This window comes from Arthrobacter sp. GMC3 (assembly GCF_002929305.1).
GTDB lineage: Bacteria > Actinomycetota > Actinomycetes > Actinomycetales > Micrococcaceae > Specibacter.
In genome coordinates this window covers 74,309-94,196 of sequence record NZ_PJIO01000002.1, presented here as the reverse complement: position 1 = coordinate 94,196, position 19,888 = coordinate 74,309, and the positions used below count along the sequence as shown (strand labels likewise).

13 protein-coding genes are annotated in these 19,888 nt (G+C 62.0%); 6 read left to right on the top strand and 7 right to left on the bottom strand.

Annotated features, from left to right (window positions below; translation table 11 throughout):
* Positions 1-83 precede the first annotated feature (83 nt).
* Positions 84-350: a WXG100 family type VII secretion target gene (locus CXQ94_RS03700; RefSeq protein ID WP_104086879.1), complete on the top strand. Its 267-nt coding sequence runs from the start codon at positions 84-86 to the stop codon at positions 348-350.
* A gap of 118 nt (positions 351-468) precedes the next feature.
* Here CXQ94_RS03700 and CXQ94_RS03695 read toward each other — a convergent pair whose 3' ends face one another.
* The gene (locus CXQ94_RS03695) at positions 469-1,935 is read right to left on the bottom strand and encodes an aminopeptidase P family protein (protein ID WP_258066662.1); all 1,467 of its coding nucleotides are present in this window, start codon (positions 1,933-1,935) and stop codon (positions 469-471) included.
* Between the two features lie 4 nt (positions 1,936-1,939).
* The gene (locus CXQ94_RS03690; protein WP_104086878.1) at positions 1,940-4,132 is read right to left on the bottom strand and encodes an MMPL family transporter; all 2,193 of its coding nucleotides are present in this window, start codon (positions 4,130-4,132) and stop codon (positions 1,940-1,942) included.
* Positions 4,133-4,219: 87 nt separating this feature from the next.
* On the opposite strand from CXQ94_RS03690, the gene CXQ94_RS03685 reads away from it, so the two are divergent.
* Complete coding sequence (locus tag CXQ94_RS03685) at positions 4,220-4,708, top strand: MarR family winged helix-turn-helix transcriptional regulator (RefSeq protein WP_104086877.1); 489 nt, start codon at positions 4,220-4,222, stop codon at positions 4,706-4,708.
* A gap of 101 nt (positions 4,709-4,809) precedes the next feature.
* On the opposite strand, the gene CXQ94_RS03680 is transcribed toward CXQ94_RS03685, so the two are convergent.
* Together CXQ94_RS03680 and CXQ94_RS03675 are read right to left on the bottom strand one after the other, a co-directional pair.
* A complete protein-coding gene (locus CXQ94_RS03680; protein WP_104086876.1) occupies positions 4,810-11,277 on the bottom strand; it encodes a DUF11 domain-containing protein in 6,468 nt (2,155 codons plus the stop codon).
* A gap of 268 nt (positions 11,278-11,545) precedes the next feature.
* Positions 11,546-12,361 carry a substrate-binding domain-containing protein gene (locus CXQ94_RS03675; protein WP_258066661.1) on the bottom strand — a complete coding sequence of 272 codons (816 nt, stop codon included), beginning with the start codon at positions 12,359-12,361 and terminating at the stop codon, positions 11,546-11,548.
* Between the two features lie 71 nt (positions 12,362-12,432).
* Here CXQ94_RS03675 and CXQ94_RS03670 point away from each other — a divergent pair, with 71 nt between their 5' ends.
* Complete coding sequence (locus tag CXQ94_RS03670) at positions 12,433-12,795, top strand: DUF5997 family protein (protein WP_181034096.1); 363 nt, start codon at positions 12,433-12,435, stop codon at positions 12,793-12,795.
* Positions 12,796-12,886: 91 nt separating this feature from the next.
* On the opposite strand, the gene CXQ94_RS03665 is transcribed toward CXQ94_RS03670, so the two are convergent.
* From CXQ94_RS03665 to CXQ94_RS03655, 3 genes are all read right to left on the bottom strand, one after another.
* Positions 12,887-14,419: an APC family permease gene (locus CXQ94_RS03665; protein ID WP_104086873.1), complete on the bottom strand. Its 1,533-nt coding sequence runs from the start codon at positions 14,417-14,419 to the stop codon at positions 12,887-12,889.
* Positions 14,416-15,348 (bottom strand): universal stress protein, encoded by a 933-nt coding sequence (locus tag CXQ94_RS03660; protein ID WP_104086872.1) that lies wholly within the window; start codon positions 15,346-15,348, stop codon positions 14,416-14,418. The genes CXQ94_RS03665 and CXQ94_RS03660 overlap by 4 nt, the downstream gene beginning before the upstream one ends.
* 271 nt (positions 15,349-15,619) lie before the next feature.
* The gene (locus CXQ94_RS03655; protein WP_104087310.1) at positions 15,620-16,987 is read right to left on the bottom strand and encodes an NAD(P)/FAD-dependent oxidoreductase; all 1,368 of its coding nucleotides are present in this window, start codon (positions 16,985-16,987) and stop codon (positions 15,620-15,622) included.
* A 152-nt stretch (positions 16,988-17,139) separates the two neighbouring features.
* Between CXQ94_RS03655 and CXQ94_RS03650 the strand changes: the two genes are divergently transcribed.
* The 3 genes from CXQ94_RS03650 (at position 17,140) to CXQ94_RS03640 (ending at position 19,844) form a co-directional block, all read left to right on the top strand.
* Entirely contained in the window at positions 17,140-17,844 is a 705-nt protein-coding gene (locus CXQ94_RS03650; protein WP_181034061.1) for a TetR/AcrR family transcriptional regulator, read from the top strand.
* A gap of 66 nt (positions 17,845-17,910) precedes the next feature.
* Positions 17,911-18,321, top strand: coding sequence for a hypothetical protein (locus CXQ94_RS03645; RefSeq protein ID WP_104086870.1), 411 nt, complete (start codon positions 17,911-17,913; stop codon positions 18,319-18,321).
* A 137-nt stretch (positions 18,322-18,458) separates the two neighbouring features.
* A complete protein-coding gene (locus CXQ94_RS03640) occupies positions 18,459-19,844 on the top strand; it encodes an FAD-binding oxidoreductase (protein ID WP_104086869.1) in 1,386 nt (461 codons plus the stop codon).
* The last annotated feature ends 44 nt before the right edge of the window (positions 19,845-19,888 follow it).

Genomic DNA, 19,888 nt, shown 5'->3' with positions numbered 1-19,888 from the left:
GTCCGGGGTCGGGATAGATTCTAGGTAATAGCTGCTCCGGACCGCCCGGAGAGGCGAACTCCACTACACGAAGGATGTGCATCATGGCTGGAATGATTGGTAACGACCCGCAGGACATGGGCGAATTGGCCACGAAGCTGAACCAGGCTGTGGAGCAGATTCACCAGCTCACCGCCATGTTGGACAGCAAGGCACAGTCCGTTCGCTGGGAAGGCCCGGATGCTACTCGCTTCAAGTCGACGCAGTGGCCCCAGCACAAGACCGCGCTGACCCGCGTGTCCCAGGAATTGGAAAGTGTCAAGAACCTCGTGAACAAGCAGAAGCAGGAACAGCTCAACGCTTCCTCCTAGTCCCCGCTCCTGGCATGGTTTCTCGGCCAGGGAGGGCGTGGGCCCATCAATGGCCCAAAGCGATGGCCTGGTGTGAATCCTCATGATTCACACCAGGCCATTGTCGTTTAAGGCGCGCTTACCCCTGGATGGCTCGCTTCATCCAGGCCTCGATGCCGGAGGCATCCAATGGCAGCGCGTCAGAGATGACGTCCGATCCGGTGGCTGTCACCACAATGTCATCCTCAAGGCGCACGCCAATGCCGCGCAATTCCGGGGGCACGGTGAGATCGTTCTCGTGGAAGTACAGCCCCGGTTCCACCGTCAGAACCATGCCGGGCACCATGGGGGCACCCTGGTAGCTTTCGTAGCTGGACTGGCCACAGTCGTGGCAATCCAGACCCAAGTGGTGACCAACACCGCACACCAGGTAGCGGCGGTGGTGTTGACCCTTCGGGGACAGCGCCTCATCAACGGAGACCGGCAGCAGACCCCAGTCGTTCAAACCGTTGGCGATGACCTCCATGCAGGCCTCATGAAAATCGGCAAAATACTTGCCGGGACCCACCTGGGCCAGACCAGCCCTGTGCGACTTCTCCACAAGGTCGTGCACTTGGCGCTGAATGGGGCTAAAGGTACCCGATCCCGGGAAAGTGCGCGTGACGTCGGCCGTGTAGAAGCTCTTCGTCTCCACTCCCATGTCAAGCAGCAGCGGCATGTCCTCCAGGACCGGGCCGTCGCAGCGCACCCAGTGCAGGGTGGGTGCGTGCTTGCCACTACCCACAATCGTGGCATAACCCACGCCGTTGCCCGTGGTGCGGGCGTGCCGGTCGAAGGTGCCCTGCAACCAGCGTTCGCCACCCTTCTTGATGGCGTTGGGAACTTCACGGACCACGGCGGCAAAACCGTCCACGGTGTGGTCAACGGCCTCACGGAGTTGGGCAATCTCCCAGCCATCCTTGACCATGCGCAGGTCGGACAGCTCGCGACCCAACGCGACCCCGGCGTCGATTCCATGGCGCGAGGCAAGGCCCGCAGGCAGCTTGCCAGCACCCAAGGCAGGCGATCCCGCCCGCATGGCCGCGACAATCCCGCCGTCGAGCTCGCCCAGGGGCTTGACCACCAGGGAGAGGGCTGCTGCCCAATCGGAGAAGTCGGAGGCGGCGCCAACCCACATTTCGCCGTGGGCGGCGTTGGTGAAGAACTCGGGGTTGTCGGGGTAGAACGGTGCCGGAATGAACAAAGTGGCATCGTGACCGGAGGCCGACGGCGTCATCACCAGGACGGCGCCGTCGATCGCGGCACCTGTCAGCCAGTAGAAGTCAGAATCCGGGCGGAAGTCGTAGTACGTGTCGTAGCTTCGCACAGGCGCGGTGCCAGCCCCGATAACAAGCGCTTGGCCGCGGAAGAGCTCGGAGAGCCGGGCTCGGTGCTCCGCCGCTGCCGCGGCCGCACCGGCAACCACCGGCGGGGTCCTGTCCGGAGTGCCCCACCCCGTACTCATGTAGTCGGTGAACGCCTTAACGTTCGCCAAGCGGGGAACCCGGGGATTCTCCGCCGTGGGGACAGGCATGGACGTGGTGATCGCGGCGTCTTGTGAAGTCATATGACTATGATTCCACCTCTTTCTGTGCGCGGCCTAGTTTGGCCGGCCACCACAGGTGTCGGCCAATGTCATAGGAGAGTGCCGGGACCAGCAGCGAACGCACCACCACGGTGTCCAGCAGCACTCCGAAGGCCACAATGAACGCCAGCTGGGCTAGGAACAGTAGGGGAATCACGCCAAGCGCGGCAAAGGTTGCCGCCAGCACCACACCGGCCGAGGTAATCACGCTCCCCGTCTTGCCCAGTCCGCGCAGCACACCGGCCCGGGTGCCCATAATCTTGGCCTCCTCCCGTACACGGGTCATGAGGAAGATGTTGTAATCCACCCCAAGCGCCACGAGAAATACGAACCCAAACAGTGGCACCGTGGCGTCGGCGCCGGGGAAGCCGAACACGTGGTTGAACACGATCGCCGAAATCCCCATGGCCGCCCCGTAGGAAAGCACCACCGAGCCGATCAGCACCAGCGGGGCCACAATGGAACGCAACAAGAGCATGAGCACCAGCAAGATCACCACCAGCACCAGGGGGACAATTTTCACCAGGTCGCGTTGCGCGGTGACATTGGTGTCAAGGGCAATGGCACTGACACCGCCCACCAGCACGCCTGAATCCACGGCCGGAAGTTGTGCGCGTAGGTCCTGCACCACCTGCTCGGCCGCGTCGGAGTCGGCCTGGTCGGCGAGGGTGGCGTTGATCAGCACCCGCCCGTCCTTGACCACCGGAGCCGCCGTGGCATCTGGCCGCCCGGATCCCGTATAGACACTGGCGCTGGCAATCCCTTTCACCCCTTCCACGGCGGAGACCACCTGCGCTTGTTTGCCCTGATCGGCGATGATCACCACAGGACTCCCGCTGCCGGCGTCGAAGTGCTCGGCCAGCACCTTCTGACCGTCCACGGCATTGCTGGCCCCCAGAATGACCTGGGTTTGCGAGACCCCGTTGGCTTGCAGTTGGAAGATTCCCGTTCCTGCTGCCAACAAAAGGACCAGCGTCAGGACCCACGTCGCCCTGGGCCTGCGGGCAATCAATAGGCCAACCCGGCGCCACAGCCCGCCAATCCCTGCAAGCCCACGGTCGACGTCGTTCTGGGCCATGGCATCCAGCCCTTGCGCAGGCACGGGGGCAGTGTGCTTGTGGATGTGCTCAACCCTGGGCAGGAACGGCCAGAAGGCTCCGCGCCCAAAGGCGAGCAACAGTGCCGGCAGGAACGTCAGCGCGGCCAGGAGGGAGAAGAAGATGCCGATCGCGGCGATCGGGCCCAGGCTGCGGTTGGAATTCAGGTCCGAAAACAGCAGGCAGAGCAGTGCCAGGATGACAGTTCCACCCGAGGCCACAATGGGCTCCCACGCACCCTTGAAGGCCCGGCCGAGCGCCGTCCACTTCGATTGGACCTCGTGGAGGGCCTCACGGAATCTGGCCACCAGCAGCAACGAGTAGTCGGTGGCGGCGCCAATCACCAGGATCGAGAGGATGCCCTGGCTCTGGCCGTTGAGCTTGATGACGTCCCATTTGGCGAGGTAGAAGACGACGACGATGGCCCCACACAGGGCCACCACGGAGGTCAGCAGCACCAGGATGGGCAGCACCACGGACCTGTACACCACCAGCAAAATCACGAAGACTGCCAGCAGCGCCACCAGCAAAAGGATGCCGTCGATCCCGGAGAACGCGTTGACGAGGTCGGCGGTCAGACCGGCGGGGCCTGTCACGTACGAACTCATGCCTGCCGGCAAATTGGCCCCAATAACATCCCGTAGATCGGCCACCACCGCCTTGACGTTTCCGACGTCGGCCACGGGTACAAGGAATTCCACCGCCATTTGGTCGCTGGAGGGAATGGGACCGGCGATGGTGGTGGTCTGGGGAGCAACAGGCTTTTGAACGCCGTCAACGGCGCCAAGCTTTGTGGAGAGCGTCCCAATTTCCGCCAACTGGGCCGGCGTCAGGAGCCGCGGGGAAGTCAGGACCACCACGGCCGGAATGCTTGCGCTGTCCACAAACTTCGACTGCCAGTCCTGTACCGCCGTCGACTCGGCGCTGGCAGGCAGGAAGGCGGCCTGATCATTGGTGGAGACCTCGGAAATCTTGCCAAATGTGGGTCCGCCGAGTCCGGCTACTGCCAGCCAAATGATGATCAAAGCGGTGGGAAGGACAATGCGAAGCCATCGTCTGGGCTGCCAATTCATAAGATCCATTCCACCATATTACTTCCATGATGGAGAGATTCGATAGTAGAGATTTAGGGGATACTTTCCTTCCCCGGATGGCGGAAGATAGAGGGTATGAAAGCAAGCAATCCTTACGGCAAACTCTTGGCAGCCATGCGGGAGTTCTCCCTGGAGTCGGACAGGTACGTGGAACGGGTGGCGTCACTGCACGGTCTGCACAGGACCGACCTGAACGCCTTGGGGTTTCTCATTCGACCCGGCCTGGACGGAAATGCCATGACCCCGGGAAAACTCGGGGACGCCCTGAACCTGAGTTCGCCAGCAACCACGGCACTGGTGGATCGGCTGGAGAAATCCGGACACGTCAATAGGAAACGCAGCGAAACTGACCGTCGCCAGATCCAACTCGCCATGACCGAGCACGCCCGGGCCGTGGGCCGTGAACTTTTCACCCCGCTCGCCGCGCAGATGAGTGTTTCGCTGCAGAATTATTCTCCGGAAGAGCTGGCGATTGTCCAGCGGTTCCTTGCGGAGATGACGGAGGCAACCGTGGCGGCAAAAGATTCTCTGACCGCGCCAGCACAGGAAGACGTCTCCCCCTAACCCGGGCGGACCGCACACTTGAACGTAGCGAAATGGACGGGACACGTTGTGACTGTCCCGTCCATTTCGTTACGTCGGCGGCCGCAAGTCGGCCGCCTTCGCTAGCTCACCTTGCGGCGGCGGATCCCCACCACAACAAACCCGATGGCCAACAGCGCCAAGGCCAAGCCGAGCGGCCCGGCAATGGCCGCGCCTGTGCTGCCCAAACCCGCCCCGGGTACCACAGGCGCCGTGCTGATGATCTCGGCGGACGAGGCATTGTTGGGTGCACTGGGATCGGGGGTGTCCGAACGTGCTGTGGCAGTGTTGACGATCTTGCCTACAGCGTCCACTTTGGTGACAACCAGCAAGGTCGCCGAACTCCCTGATGCCAGGCTCGGCATGGTCCAGGCGCCCGTTACCGAATCATAGGCACCGGTGCTGGGTTTGGCGCTCACAAAACTGAGGCCCTTGGGCAACACATCAGTCACCACGGGATTCAACGCAGCCGACGGACCGGCATTGGAAACGGTGATGGTGTACGTGAGATTGTCACCGAGAACGGCTTCGCTTCGCTCGGCCGACTTCGACACAGCCAAATCGGCTAGTCCTGTAATCATCACGGCCGCGGAGCTTGAGTTGTTTGCCACGTCAGGATCGGGAGTCGGGGAAGTGACCATTGCCGTGTTGGTGCTCATGCCAGGAATTGCGGCAGCCGCAACAGATACCTTGATGTCCACGGTGACGTTGGCCCCGGGAGCAAGATCCCCGAGGGCACACAGGACAGTGGCGTCCCCGGAACACGTTCCCGCGGTCGAACTGCTCTGCACCGCTGTCAGCCCGACTGGCAGGGGATCGGTCACAATGACACCCTTGGCGGTTGCCGGACCGGCGTTTGTCACCACCAATTCATAGGAAATCTCTCCTCCCACCGAAACGGAAGTGGCGGAGGCTTTCTTGGTCACCGCGATATCCGCCAAAGCGGTCGGCGCCACGGACACCGTTGAGGAGTTATTGGACAGGTCGGCGTCGTGCGTTGCCGACGTGACGGTTGCCGTGTTGGAGAGTTGCGTGGCATCCAGCTCGGGGGAAACCTTCGCGACGATGGTAATCACCGCCGTTTCGCCCTGTCCCAAGGAGTCGATGGTGCACTTCAGGGGCGACGTCGCGACGCAGGTCCCCTTGTCAGTGGAAATGGAATTAGCGCCCAGGCCATCCGCTAGGGGATCTGTGACCACCACATTCTGCGCTGCGGAGGGGCCGTAGTTGCTCACCGTCAGCGTATAAGTGACGGTTTCCCCCGCCAGCGGGGCAGGGGACGAAGCGGTTTTGAGAATCGCTACATCCGCCGTCGGAGCGGTTTCCACATCGACTGAGGCAGCGTTGTTGGCCGGGTTAGGGTCAACGGTGTCTGCGGATACGCTCGCAGCATTCGTTAGAGTTCCCGCCCCTGTCATGGTGGCCGTCAGTGTCAAGGTCGCCTCTGCGCCGCTGGCCAAGGCGCCAATGGTCCACGTACTTGACGCCCCGTCCCACGCTCCTTCAGATGGTTGCGCGGAATCGATCCGCACACCGGCGCCCGGCTTCTCAAGCACCTGTACACCGGCTGCGGAGGAAGGGCCATTGTTTCGGACAGTCAGCTGATAGGTGACCTCTTCGCCTTGGTTGACCGAGACTGCATTCGCAGTTTTTGTGACACTGAGATCGGCGACTGGAGTCGCGGCAACCACCGCCTTGCCAGCGTTGTTTGTCAGGTTCTGGTCGGGGGTTGCTGACGTTGCGGTGGCAACGTTGGTGATGGTTCCTCCTGCGAAGGCCGGGTCAACGTCGGCGGTAATTTCCGCCGTGAATGTGTCGCCAAAGGCAAGGGTGTCCACCAGACAGGAGAGAAGTTGGCCTGTGACGGTGCAGCCTGCCGTGAGGCTGGAGGCATTCTTCAGCTCGGACGGCAGCATGTCGGTGAGGTTCACACCACGGGCCATGGACGGGCCGTTGTTGCTCACCTCCACGGTGTACGAAAGCGGCTTGCCAGGTGTAGCAGCAGATTTTGCCTTTTTGATGGTGCTCAAATCCGCCGACGCGATGATCTCGACGGGTGCCGAGGCAGCGTTGTTGCTTGCATCGGGGTCGAAGGTGCCCGAGAGTGCCGAGGCGGTGTTGATGGTGGCACCAGGGATGGCCGCGGCATCTACCAGGACGTAAACGGTGACGCTTTGATCGGCCCCGGCGGCCAAAGTGGCCCAAGTGCATTCGATGCCGGTCTTTGCCTGATTGATTGCACAGGCATTGTTGTCCACCACGGAAATTTTCATCCCTGCGGGCACCGTGTCGCTCAGGACCACAAATTGCGCATCCGAAGGACCGTTGTTTTGCACGCCAACAGTGTAGGAGAAGGACGCTCCGGCGACGATGATGGGCGTGCTCGCCTGCTTGGTCACGACGAGATCGGCTTCAGTGACGGGTTGGAATCCAACGCTGCTGGCATCATTCGCCGGGTTGGTGTCCGGGGTACTGGTTGAGACGGTGGCGGTGTTGTTGGTTTTATCAATCACGCTACTGACCACTTTGGCCACCATGGTGAGTTTCACGCTCTGCCCTGCTGCCACGGTACCCAAGTCGCAGCGAATAACGGCCGCTGTGGTGCAGCTGCCCTGTGGTGTCACCACTGAAACAATCGTTAGATCCGCGTTGCGGATGTCGGTGACACTCACATTTGCCGCATCCGAAGGGCCGGCATTTGTCACCGCTAATTCATAGCTGACGTCTTGGCCAGCGACAGGAATCTCGGTCAACAGTGTCTTGACGATGCCGACGTCGGTTGCCGCTGTGACGATGCCAACCACGGTGCTGACGTTGTCGCTGGGGCTCGGATCATGCTGCGCGCCTGTCACCGTTGCCGTGTTGGCGACCACTGTGCCAACTACCGCGTTGGCGGGGATGTCTGCGGAAACGGCTACCGTGAAGGTGTCGCCCCGTGCCAGTGTTTCAGCCGCGCAATTCACTTGTTGATTGACCACGGTACAGATCGCTTTTGAACTGATGGCCGTAGCGTTCGTCAGGGAAACCGGTACGGTGTCTGCGATGGTCAACGCGGTGGCATCCGAGGGCCCCTTATTGGTGATGGTGAGCTCGTAACTGGCCTTGGTGCCGGCAATCATGGGCCCGGACGTCAGCGTCTTCACGATGGCCAGGTCCGCCGAAGGTGCGGAGTTCAAAATCGCGTCGGCCGTGTTGTTCGCTTTTACCGGATCATAGGTAGAAGAGGCGACAGTGGCCGTGTTCGTTATTGCGCCAGCGCCGGTAACAGTAACGGTCAGCGTCAGGGTTTGCGTGGCTCCGTTAGCCAAGGTGCCTATGGTCCAGTCGCCCGTGCCAAAGTCATAGGAACCGACTGAGGAGACGGCGCTAACTATTTGGACGCCCACTGGAAGTGCGTCGTTGGCTACCACGCCCACCGCATCGGCAGGGCCGAAATTGGTGACCTTGAGCGAGTACCTAACTGTGTCGCCTTGTTTGGGAGCGGCGTTGTTCACAGTCTTGGTGATGGCCACGTCGGCCGACGGCGCTGACGTCACCTTAGCTGTGGCTGTGTTGTTAGCCATGTTGAACGCTTGCTCGTTGCTGCTGGTCACGGCCGTGACAGTATTGCTCAAGGCACCGGAACTGACCGCATTGTTGGAAACTCGCAGTTCCTTCGTTTCACCGACAGCCAAAGAGCCAACTGACCAGCTCCCGTCCCGGTAGTCGTAGACACCCGTGTCGGACCCGCCGCTGCCGAGCGTCAGTCCGGGGCCGGGCGCGTCGGTCAATCGAACGTCATGAGCAGCCGAGGGACCTTTGTTGGTGATGGTGATGACGTAGTCAGAGGCTCCGCCCTGATTGACTGCCGCTCCGGAAGCCGTCTTGGTCACAGCAATGTCCACATCAGGCTTTACCGGTGTTGTGACCGCGCTTGTGTTGTTTTCCGGTTTGTTGTCGGGAGTTGCCGAGGTGACGACTGCCGTATTGCCGATGCTCGCGCCGGAGTAGGCAGGGTCCAGGGTTCCGGTGATCTCGATGGAGACTCCGACGGCGTCGGGAGCCAAGCGCGCAATGAGGCAGCTCAACACTCCGCCGTCAATGATGCAGCCGGGTGTACTGGTTGTGGCAGAGAGCATTCCTGCGGGGATTGCATCGCTGACCACCACAGCCGAAGCCGTAGACGGTCCATTGTTTGTGAGCAGTATTTTGTACTTCATGCCGTCTTTCAGCCCCGGAACGATGGGGCTGATGGTGGCCGTCTTGGCTACCGCGAGATCGGCATTGGTAATCACTGTGATGTCAGCTGATGCGGAGTTGTTTGCCGGGTTAACATCAAAGGCAGCCGAGACGGCTGTGGCCGTATTGCGGATGCTACCGGCCGGGGTGTTGGGGTCCACGGTAGCAACAATGGTGATGGTTGCTACCTCGTCAACGGCCAGAGAAGCCCATTCGCAACGAATTTCAGGGGCACTGGGTGAAGAAACGCAGCTCGCTGCACCGGTGACTGACGTCAATGTCAACCCGGCCGGGAGCGTATCGGTGAGCACAGTATTTTTAGCAACCGAGGAACCGTTGTTCTTGACGGTGACGGCGTAGCTCACCGACCCTCCGGCGGCAACCTTGCTCGGATCCGACGGGGCAACAACGGCCTTGGTGACCTCAATGTCGGAGACCATGGTGGGCTGGAACTTCACTGAGGAAGCGTTATTGCTTGAGTCAGGATCCGGAGTTGAAGATGACACCGCCGCCGAGTTTTGAACCACGGCATCAGCGCCGGGGGCGATCGTCGCAACCACCTGGATGGTGACAGTTCCGCCGACTGGAACTGTGCCAAGATCGCAGGAAACGACGCCGGCCGTCGGTGGGGGACAAACTCCACCACCAGCCGTCACAGCGGCTGAGACAAACGTTACTTCCGGGTCGAGGGGATCAACCACTGTTACGTTGCGGGCATCCGAGGGTCCTGCATTGTTGACTTTTAACGTGTAAGTCACGGCCTCACCCGCCACGGGGATTACGGGGGTGAACTCCTTGGTGATGGCGAGGTCCGCAGATGTGGCGACAGTGGCATTCGCCGCAGCCACATTGTTGGCGCTGACAGGGTCGGTTTCATTACCGCTAATGCGCACGGTGTTGGAGAGCAGGGCACCAGGATCCGTGGCGGCCGGGACATCCGCCGTCACGGCAATGTCCACGCTGGCCTGATTCGCAAGATTACCTACAGCACAGCTCATGGAAGCACCTGCAACGGTGCAGGGCTGCCCATTGACGGTTCCTACAGCATTGGCCAGACCCGACGGCAACTGATCCACCACTGTAACGCCAGTGGCGTTTGCGGGGCCCTTGTTGCTGGCCGTGATGGTGTAACTAATCGACTTGCCTGCGATAACTGGAGAGGTGTTGATCTTCTTTGCTACGGCGAGATCCGCGGCTGGCGCCACTGGTGTAGCTACGGTGTTGGTAGTAGCAGTTTTGGTCAGCGCATCCCAGTCATCGCCATATTTGACGTTGGCTACATTCACAACATCCACCGCCGTAGCCGCGGCGTTGACACTGACATCAAAGGTGACGCTTGTGGTTGTTGCCGGGCTCAGGTCGCCACCGGCCGTTGCCATGGCACCGTTGCCGAGCCGGATCTTCACAGCGTTGGCCGTAAATTCTGCCCTGTCGTCACCTACGGCATCCGTGTACGAGCCCTGCCCCGGGCCGGTGAGAATCTTCATGGACCCGGGAACATAGCTGGTCCCGGTGGGTATGGTGTCGTTCAGGACCATTTGCTTGGCAGGTGTTCCACCGTTGTTGCCGGTGTCCACCGTGTACCGCAGGATATCCCCGGCCTGCGCCGGGGAGCGTCCGTTCAGGTTGGTCACCGACTTGGTGGTGATCACGCATGGCTGGGTGCCAAAGGAGATGTCGTCCAAGAAGTTGCCGTACGAGGGATTATTATTGGAGGAACTGATCGCCTTGAACGCAAAGCGGCTTGTGGTCTGACCTGCCGGGACCGTATAGGTTCCCGTGTGGGTTCCCCAGGCCATGCCGTCCGAAAGTCCCTTCGTTTGAGATGCCAGGGTTCCGGAAGGCGAACCTATCAAGACATCCATGACATCGGTGCCAGAACGGCCCCGGTGTTTCAGGCTCCAGCGGAGGACCTGCCCCGGAGTGGTGGCCACGTCCTGAAAGAGGGTGGACGGTAAATTGGCGTTAAGTTCTACAAACTGTTTACCTTCAGCCGAAGGCGTGCTCAAGAAACCGGTGGACCACATTTCCACCAGATGGTCGTTGGCTGAATTCGCGACCGTCCATCCGGGGACTTGCGAGTCGTTCATGGTCTGATTGCCACCCAGCGATATTGCCGGCTGCTCAAAGCCGCCATTGACGAGAGTCACGGGAGGGTTGCACTGTTTGGGCGACTGCGTGTCCGGGAGCGCAAGAGCTGCTGCCTGCGCGTCTGCGGCTACCGGAGCCGCCACTGCGGGGCCTGCAACACCGCTAAGCACCATTGCGCTCAGTAGGGCCACGGAGGCGGTGGAGGAGATTAGACGTTTCAGGACAGGAAAACGTGTATTCACGCGGCTTCATTTCTAGCGGGCCCCTGCACGCAATGCGCAGGAGCTAAGGAACATTTGCTGGAAATTGCGCCGCTATTCCGGTCCCCGGATTATGGATAGCGCTCCCCCCACGTTAAGCATATAGAACGCCGCCCGTTCCGCCGAGGATCAAAACGGTATTTTGGGCCCACGCTTGCCCGGTTCCCGGAAAATCGCGCCAGCGGCAGTTTTTGGGCCCCCAACCTCGAGGGGCCCCGGCCGAGGAACGAGGCTGGGGAGAGGTTGGGGACTACCGGCCGCGCTTCTGCGCGCGGCCCTTGCCGCCTGGCCGGCCGCCACCGCGAAGGTTCGCACCGCCCTTGCCGGCGCCGCCCTTGCCCTTGGCCGCGCCGCCGCGTGCCGGGGCGCCACCCTTAGTGGGCGCCTTGGCACCTTTCTTGGGTGCGGCATCCTGCTTGGCCTGGACCGAGGGCTGACGGGAACTGTTGGCGCTGCGTCCGCGGACTACGCCAATGAATTCTTCGATGACAGCGTCAAAGTCGTCCGGCAGCGGAGCCTGCGACTGCAGCCACGCCAGGCCGATCCCGGATTCCGGAACACCAGTGACAACGCGGGCGCGCAGGGCCCTGCGGTTGAAGTGCCGCGCAACGGACATGGGCAAAATGAGAATGCCAAGTCCTGCTTCCACCAGGTCAAGTGCTTCCTCTACCGACGCCATGGGCGGCAGCGGCTTGCGCGTGCCGTCCTTGATCTCCGTGGAAATATCGCGCCAGGCGGGGAAGTCGTCGGGGTCGGCCAGCAGATATTCGTCGGCGAGTTCCGCGACGTCGATCTCCTCGAAAGCGGCGATGGGATGATCCTTGGGGGCCACCACCACCGAGAGTTCGGTGTACAAGGGAATGACGTTCAGCCCAGTCTTGTCTACCGGCAGGCGCACGAACGCCATGTCCGATTCTCCGGCGCGCACGGCGTCGAGCTGGTGGACTTCGGAGACGGGGTGCACCACCAAGGGAACCTGGCGCATCCGGTCCTCCCAGCGGTGGATCCACTTTCCAGGAGTCACGCCCGGGATAAAGGTCACTGTAAGTTCACGGGGTTCAGACACCTGTTTACCCTAACGCACCCTGCCGCCAACGGTACCCTTGAGGTATGAGCCTTAAACCGTCCCCCCAAGCCATGAAGTCTGCCACCGCGGCCAAGAAGCTGGGAATCTACTTGCCCGCAGCCCCCGCAGAGTTCCAGGAAAACGCGCTCAGCCGGGAGGAATTCAAGGTTTTGCAGGAGACTCCTCCGGAGTGGCTGGCCGAATTGCGCCGCAACGGGCCGCACCCGCGCGCCGTTATCGCGCAGAAACTCAACATTTCCATTGGCGGCCTGAACCGTTCCGATGTCACCGAGGCGCTGACGACGGCGCAGATCACCGAGCTGCTCCAGGCTCCCCCCGCGTGGCTGGTTGAGGAACGCACCGTTCACGCCAAGGCCCGCGCCGAGGCGAAGCTGGCCAAGGAGCGCGAGGCGGCTCGCCGCCCCAAGAGCTAACACCCGCTGAACCCAAAAAGGACGGCGCTCGCGCAAAGAGACGGTGGTCTACGACCGTCCTTGTGCGTGAGCGCCGTCCTTTTTCGTGGACCTACGGGTTGTAGGGCTGGCTGGTGCGGCTAATCACCTTGCCCTTGAAGAACTCCGGGTGGCGCCAGTACATGACGAACATCAGCACCGCCCCGAGCAGGATCACCCCGGCACCCAGAATGAATACCAGGCCCAGCCCGGCAATGTTGGATCCCGAGCCATAGCTGGGGTCCATGGAGTCGTAGGCGGTCTTGAAGAACATGACCAGCAAGATCACGCCACCCACCAGCGGGGCCAGGAACTTGAAGAAGAAGGCATGCACTCCGCGGAACGCCTGGGCACGGAAGTACCAAACGCAGGCCAAGGCGGTGATGCCGTAGTAGAAGCAGATCATCATGCCCAGGGCCGTGATGGTGTCCCACAAAGCGTTTTCGGAGAGCACCCGGGTGATGACGTAGAACGCTGCGGCGGCAATGGCGGCGGCGATGGTCGCGTAGCTCGGGGACTTGTGGGTGGGGCTGATCTTGCTAAAACTCTTCGGCAGCGCCTTGTAGTGCCCCATGGACAAAAGCGTCCGGGCCGGAGAAACAAACGTTGACTGCAGGGATGCGGCCGACGAGCTCAGGATGGCAAGTGACATCAGGATCGCGAACGGACCCATCACGGGACCGGCCAGCACGGCGAAGATGCTGCCCTGGTTTTCCGGGTTCCCGGCACCAAGACCGGTGGTGCCGATTCCAGCGAATGCGAGCGTTGCCAGCGAAACCGTCATGTAAATCAGGACGATGACAACCACTGTCACGGTGGCCGCGCGCCCCGGCGTCTTTTCCGGGTTCTTCGTTTCCTCGTTCATCGTCAAGGTCACATCCCAACCCCAGAAGATGAAGATCGACAAGGACACCCCGGCAGCAAACTGGGAGAAGGACTCCACAGCGAACGGGTTGAACCAGTCGGCCTGGATGGCTGTGGCGTCAAACGCGGTTCCATTTGCCACATGGGCAAATGCGGCGATCGCAAACCAGCCCAGCACCAGCAACTGGAACGCCACCAGCACATACTGGAACGTTTTGGTGGTCTCCATTCCGCGGTAGGAAATCCAGCACGCACCGGCAATGAACACCAAGGTCGTAGCAATGTTCAGTGGCAGCACCGTGGACAAATCCGCCAATGCCGGGTTCTGGAAGATCTGCCCCAGCATCAGGTAAAAGAAGTCCACCGCCACTGCCGCCAAATTCGAGAGCACGATGATGGTAGCCGCGATCAGGCCCCAGCCACCCATCCACCCCATCCACGGACCAAAGGCGCGTGTTGCCCAGGTGAAGGAAGTGCCGGCGTCGGGCATGGCGTTGTTTAGCTCGCGGTAGCCCAAAGCCACAAGCAGCATGGGAATGAAACCGACCAGGAAGATCGCCGGCAGGTGTACACCCACCTCGGAAACCGTGGGCCCCAGGGCCGCGGTGAGCGTGTAAGCGGGGGCGATGCAGGAGATGCCGATGACGACGGCGCCGATCAACCCGACCGAGCCGGCTTTCAGGCCCTTTTCGCTCAGGCCGTGGTCGCCGGCGGCGTTGCGTACTGATTCAGACGTCGTCATTTCATCTCCTCGGAGGCTCCGGCGCCCTGAACTACGGGGACCTGGGTTGTGTGGAAAAGTTCCTCGGATTGGAGCACATAGTTGCGCGGCACCACAATCATCGGCACCGGCAAGGCCCGCAAAATCCTGTTGGCGGTGGCACCAAGGAAGATGGAATTGTTTTGCGCCAAACGGCTGGAACCAATGAGCAGGAGCTCTCCGTCGTCCCAGTCGAGATGGTCAACGGCGTCTTCGATGCTTCGCCCGCGCCCCACCACGACGTCGATGTCGAGTTTGTCGAGGGCACTTACGTCAACGCCTTGGCTGGCTTCGGCGACGTCCCGCAGGTGGGCGGTTGCCTCGGCAACGGTGGCGTCGGCGTCGTCGGCGCCCTGGGCAACCAAGGAAACCACACGCAGGGGAAGGGACCGTCGCTTGGCCATGGCAATACCAGTGCGCAGCACGTCTTCGGCACCAGCCCGGGTGCCCACAGCGCACGTCAGGCGCGTGATCGGCTCGGTGCGACTGTAGCCCGACGGCGCCAAAACCACCGGCACGGTGGAGGCGTGCAACAAGGCACTGGCCACTGAACCGATGGAGAAACGCTTGAACAAACCTGTGCTGCTGGCCCCAATAACCAGCAGTACAGCCCCCAATTCCTGTGCTGCAGCAATCAGCGCCTCCGCCTCGGAATCGCCCCGGCGAATGTGCGCCACAGCGGAAACATCCGCGGGAATCAGGGCCAGCCCCTCATCCAGCCACTGCGAGACTTGCTGCGCAAGAATGCTTTCAAAACCTGCCACCGGCGGATAAACGCCGTTGTAGGGCGAGTCCTCCGGCATCACCATGACCAGGTCCAAGGAGGCACCCTGTCTGCGTGCCAGGGCCACTGCCAAGTTGACGGCATCGCCGCCACGGGCGTTAGCCGTATATCCCACTACATAACGCATAAGGGTCCTCCTGAAGACGTCATTGTCACTGATTACTGAAAAGTGATTCCGCATCAAACTGTTCGCAGCCCCCCGCGAACTACTTGCACGATGGCCGGCTGCCGCCAAAGCAGCGGATCCGTCCGGCGGCGGAGCCGACATTTTTTGTAGGCGACGTCAGGGAGACACTAAGGCCGCCCGCGGCCGTGTGTCGGAAAGTCGCCGGAAAAATGCCGGTCCGCCGCCCGTTCGCCGCCGGTGGCGAGGTAGCCGCCCGGCTGCGTAACAGGTGTTAGGCCAGTTCTGCGACCAGCTTCGCGGCGGTGAACTGGCCCATGCGGACTGCACCGTCGACGTGTTGGTAGCCTTCGGCGGCAAGGTCGGAGCAGGACCAGTGGATGGGGCCCACGGGGGTCAGCTGGTCCGGGCCGTAACGGTGCAGGCCACCCAAGTCGTAGGACGAGGCGTAGGCGCCGCGGGTCCATTCCTCTGAACCCCAGTCGGATTCGTAGTAGACAACGGGTTCGGCCGCTTCGGCGCCGAGGAATTGGGCCAGGGAGGCCGTGATTTCCTTCTTGCGCTGTTCGGCTGAGAGGGAGAAGGCGTAGTCGGCTTTTTCGTCGGAGACGAAGGCCACCAGCGTGCCGCGGGGATCCTCGTGGTTGGTGTTGTCGTAGACCTCCTGGACCAGTGTGGAGGCGCTGAAGCCGGTGCCGGAGAGGCCGTCTTTGCGCCAGAACGGGGTCTCGTAGACGGCGTGGACCTTGATGACCAGGCCCAGGGACTGGTGCTGGTGCATCTGGTGCTGGCGGCGCGGCAGCGGCGGGTCGAAGGAGACACGGCTGTACAGGTTCGGCGGGACGGCCATGACTACGCGCTTGGCGGTGACGGTGGCGTTGTCGCTGATCACGGTGACTCGGTAGTCGCCGTCGACCTCGGTCCAGCGGACGGTGCGGGCCGGGGAGTTGAGGATGACGTCGTCGCCCAATTCTTCGGCCATCTTCAAGGAAACGCCCTGCATGCCGCCCACTACCCGCTTGTCCAGGATGAAGTTGTCATCCACCAGGTTGGAGAAGGATCCCGCCGAGGAGGCCATGAAAACTGCCTGCAGGGCCGAGAAGGCGTGGGCGGGCTTGGTGAGCATGCCGCCAGCGATGAACAGGCCGATGTTGTTGCAGGCCTCTTCATCGGTGGACTGGGTACGCAGCCAGTGGTGGAAGGAGATGGTGTCCAGCTCGCGTGCGGCCGGGTGGTCCCACGGCTTTTCCGGATCCATAAGAGCGGCGAGCTCGTCCATGGTTTCGATGAGCTTGTTCATGGCCGCTTCGGTGTCCGCCGAAACCGGGAACATCTCGCCGGTGTAGCGGGTGTGGCTGCCATCGGGGGCAACATAGACGCTGTCTCCGTCGCGGTAGCGCGAGTAGGTGTCCAGGCCGAGTTCATCGAGCAGTCCAATCAGGGCGGTCTGATCCGGGGAGACCCACTGGCCGCCAATTTCCAGCCACGCGCCGTCGATCGTGTTGGACCAGGTGCGTCCACCAACCCTGTCACGGGCCTCAACCACTGCCACGCTCAGACCGGATTTCTTCAGCTCGCGGGCGGCTGTCATTCCTGATGGGCCGGCGCCAATGATGACGACGTCGCGCTCGATGTTCTGCATGGTTCCCTCTCCTGTGAAATTCATAATGACTTAACTCACTAAATGAATGTCGTTCATTTAGAATAGACAGTAACGGACATCACTCATTTGGTAAAGGTGCGAGTGAAGAATAGTGTCGCTAGCTGGCATGTGATTTGGCAAGGGAGGCCGCAGTGAGTGAAGGTTCAGCGCCAACAAAAGCAGTGCCGTCGAGAACAGTGGCAACGAAGGCAGTACGACGTCGGGCGGGTCGACCCCCACGCGCACTTCTGGGTTCTGCCCAAATCACCCAGGCGGCGCTGCGGCTAGTGACTCGCGACGGCTACAAGGCACTGACCATGTCGGGGCTGGCCAAATCGTTGAACGTAGCCCCGTCCGCCCTGTACAACCATGTGGGATCCAAGCAGGACCTGCTCCTACTGATTGAGGACTCGCTGATGGGCCGCGTGGACGTCTCCGCGTTCATCGACCAGCCATGGGAGGAAGCCGTGCACACCTGGGCGCATTCGTATAGGGACGTCTTCTCCTCCCACGTGCCCCTGATACCCGTTATTGCCTTGCTGCCCGTGACAAACGCACCTCAAACGTTGTTGATGTACGAGGCAGTGACAGAGGGTTTTTTGCGGGCTGGCTGGCCCTCCGAACGCATCATCGACGCCATCGTGGCGCTGGAATCTTTCATCTACGGATCGGCATACGACGTCAACGCCCCGGATGACATCTTTGCCCCCGGCGATCTGGCCGCGACAGCACCGACTTTCACCGCCGCCGTCGCCCGTCGAAGCAACCCGGGGCAGCTTAGCGACGCCCACGCAGCCTTTTCGCTGGGCCTGCAGGCCATGATTGCAGGTCTCGCGGCAACCGTGGACCACCCCTAGCCACGGCCCGCTCTGGTACCTAGGCTGAAGAAGTAAGCATCGGTTTAGGAAAATAGGGAGCACACCATGGGTTTCAGCATTGGCAACGCAGCACTTCGGCTGGTTTCGGGGGCCTTCATTCTCAACGCCGGGATCGGCAAGCTCCACCTGGCGGAGGAACACGCCGCGGGCCTGCAAACAGCGGCCGCCCGCGTCATCCCCCAGGCCGGGACGTTGGAAGCGGCCCAGTTTGGCAAGCTTCTGAGCGCCTCCGAGATCGGCTTGGGGACCTTGATCCTTCTTCCTTTCATTCCCACCCGCCTTGCCGGACTGGCACTGGGCGTATTTTCCGGCGGCCTGGTCGCAACCTACTTGAAGTCCCCGGGCATGACCGAAGAGGACGGAATCCGCCCCACGCCGGCCGGTACGGCCATGGCCAAGGATTTCTGGCTGGCGGGGATCGCCGTGGCACTGTTCTTCCGCCGTCGCCGCCAGTAGCGGCCTTCTCAGGGGGCGCGAATGAACCTTTTTTGCCGCCAATCTCTAGTCAAGTTCTCAAATCGGTGTCAGGCTTGTTTCAGCTAGCTCACAGTCTCATCCCCTGTTCAGCCCGGCACCAACCCGAGAAGGTATTCATGAACGCCTCCGGCAAATCTGCGTCCTCACCCGTTGCTTTTGATACCCTGCGCCGCCAGGTTCGTGGCAGCGTCCTCGAGCCGGGGGATCCCGGCTTTGCCGAACTGGCCACCCCGTGGAACGTTTCCGTCCACACCAGCCCGGCGGCCGTCGTGGAAGTTGCAACGGCCGACGACGTGGCGCAAGCCGTGCGCTTTGCCGCGGCGAACGGGCTCCCCGTCGCCGTCCAAGCCACCGGGCACGGCATTGCCAGCGACCATGACGGGGCGCTACTGATCCACACCCGGGCGCTGGATGAATGCACCATCAGCCCGGACGGCTGGGCCCGCACCGGCGCGGGCGTAACCTGGAAAACCGTGCTAGCCGCGAGTGCAGCTCACGGACTGTCAGGCCTCAGCGGATCGGCCCCGGGAGTCAGCGTGGCCGGATACACCAGCGGCGGCGGAATTGGGCCCATGGCGCGCACCTTTGGGGCAGCGTCGGACCGCGTTCGGGCCTTTGACGTTGTCACCGGCGACGGCCTGCTCCGCCACGTCACGGCCGAGACCGAGCCGGAACTCTTTTGGGGCCTGCGGGGCGGAAAGTCCTCGCTGGGCATCATCACGGCCACCGAATTTGAACTGCTCAAGCTGCCCTACATCTACGCTGGCGCGCTTTTCTTCGACACGGCCCTTGTGGACGCCCTCACCATGGCCTGGTCCCAGTGGTGCCCCACACTGCCACCGGAGGCCACCACCTCCCTCGCACTCATGCAACTTCCTCCCATGCCCGGCGTTCCGGAGCCGCTGGCCGGCAGATTCACACTGGCGCTCAGGTTCGTTTTCACCGGGAATGAGGACGACGGCGCCCACTGGCTTGCGCCGATGCGTGCGGCTGGGGTGCCGCTGATCGACGCGGTCCAGATGATGCCCTCTTCCATGATTGGCATGGTGCACTCGGACCCGGAAGACCCGATGCCGACCTCGGAGCGGTCGGCACTGTTGACGGACTTTACCGCCAACACCGTCGAGGCGCTCCTGCAGGCGGCCGGACCCGGCACGGGCTCTCCGCAACTGGCCGTGGAAATCAGACAGTTTGGTGGGGCCATTTCCGAGGAACCGGCGGTGGCCAGCGCATTGTGCCACCGCGATGCCGCATTCGGCATGTATTCGGTGGGTGTTGCCCCACCTCCCGAATTGTCCGCTATTGCCGACCACGCCGTGGGGCTGCACGCAGCCATGGGAGCCTGGCACTTTGGCGGGACGCTGCCGAATTTTTCCGCAGGGCAGGGTGCTGCAGGCTTCGCGTCCTGCTACACCCCCGAGGTGCTGACACGGCTGACAGAACTGGCCGCCCGCTTCGATCCGGACGCACTGTTCCGTCTGGGCCAGGTGCCCGCGCGGTAGGCTCTGAAGGAGTTGCCGACGAATCAGTTCGGCGCCCGATGCTC

Coding starts and splice junctions, on each gene's coding strand:
- CXQ94_RS03700 (WP_104086879.1), top strand. CDS start 84: ATGGCTGGAATGATTGGTAACGACCCGCAGGACATGGGCGAATTGGCC.
- CXQ94_RS03695 (WP_258066662.1), bottom strand. CDS start 1,935: ATGACTTCACAAGACGCCGCGATCACCACGTCCATGCCTGTCCCCACG.
- CXQ94_RS03690 (WP_104086878.1), bottom strand. CDS start 4,132: ATGGATCTTATGAATTGGCAGCCCAGACGATGGCTTCGCATTGTCCTT.
- CXQ94_RS03685 (WP_104086877.1), top strand. CDS start 4,220: ATGAAAGCAAGCAATCCTTACGGCAAACTCTTGGCAGCCATGCGGGAG.
- CXQ94_RS03670 (WP_181034096.1), top strand. CDS start 12,433: ATGAAGTCTGCCACCGCGGCCAAGAAGCTGGGAATCTACTTGCCCGCA.
- CXQ94_RS03665 (WP_104086873.1), bottom strand. CDS start 14,419: ATGACGACGTCTGAATCAGTACGCAACGCCGCCGGCGACCACGGCCTG.
- CXQ94_RS03660 (WP_104086872.1), bottom strand. CDS start 15,348: ATGCGTTATGTAGTGGGATATACGGCTAACGCCCGTGGCGGCGATGCC.
- CXQ94_RS03655 (WP_104087310.1), bottom strand. CDS start 16,987: ATGCAGAACATCGAGCGCGACGTCGTCATCATTGGCGCCGGCCCATCA.
- CXQ94_RS03645 (WP_104086870.1), top strand. CDS start 17,911: ATGGGTTTCAGCATTGGCAACGCAGCACTTCGGCTGGTTTCGGGGGCC.
- CXQ94_RS03640 (WP_104086869.1), top strand. CDS start 18,459: ATGAACGCCTCCGGCAAATCTGCGTCCTCACCCGTTGCTTTTGATACC.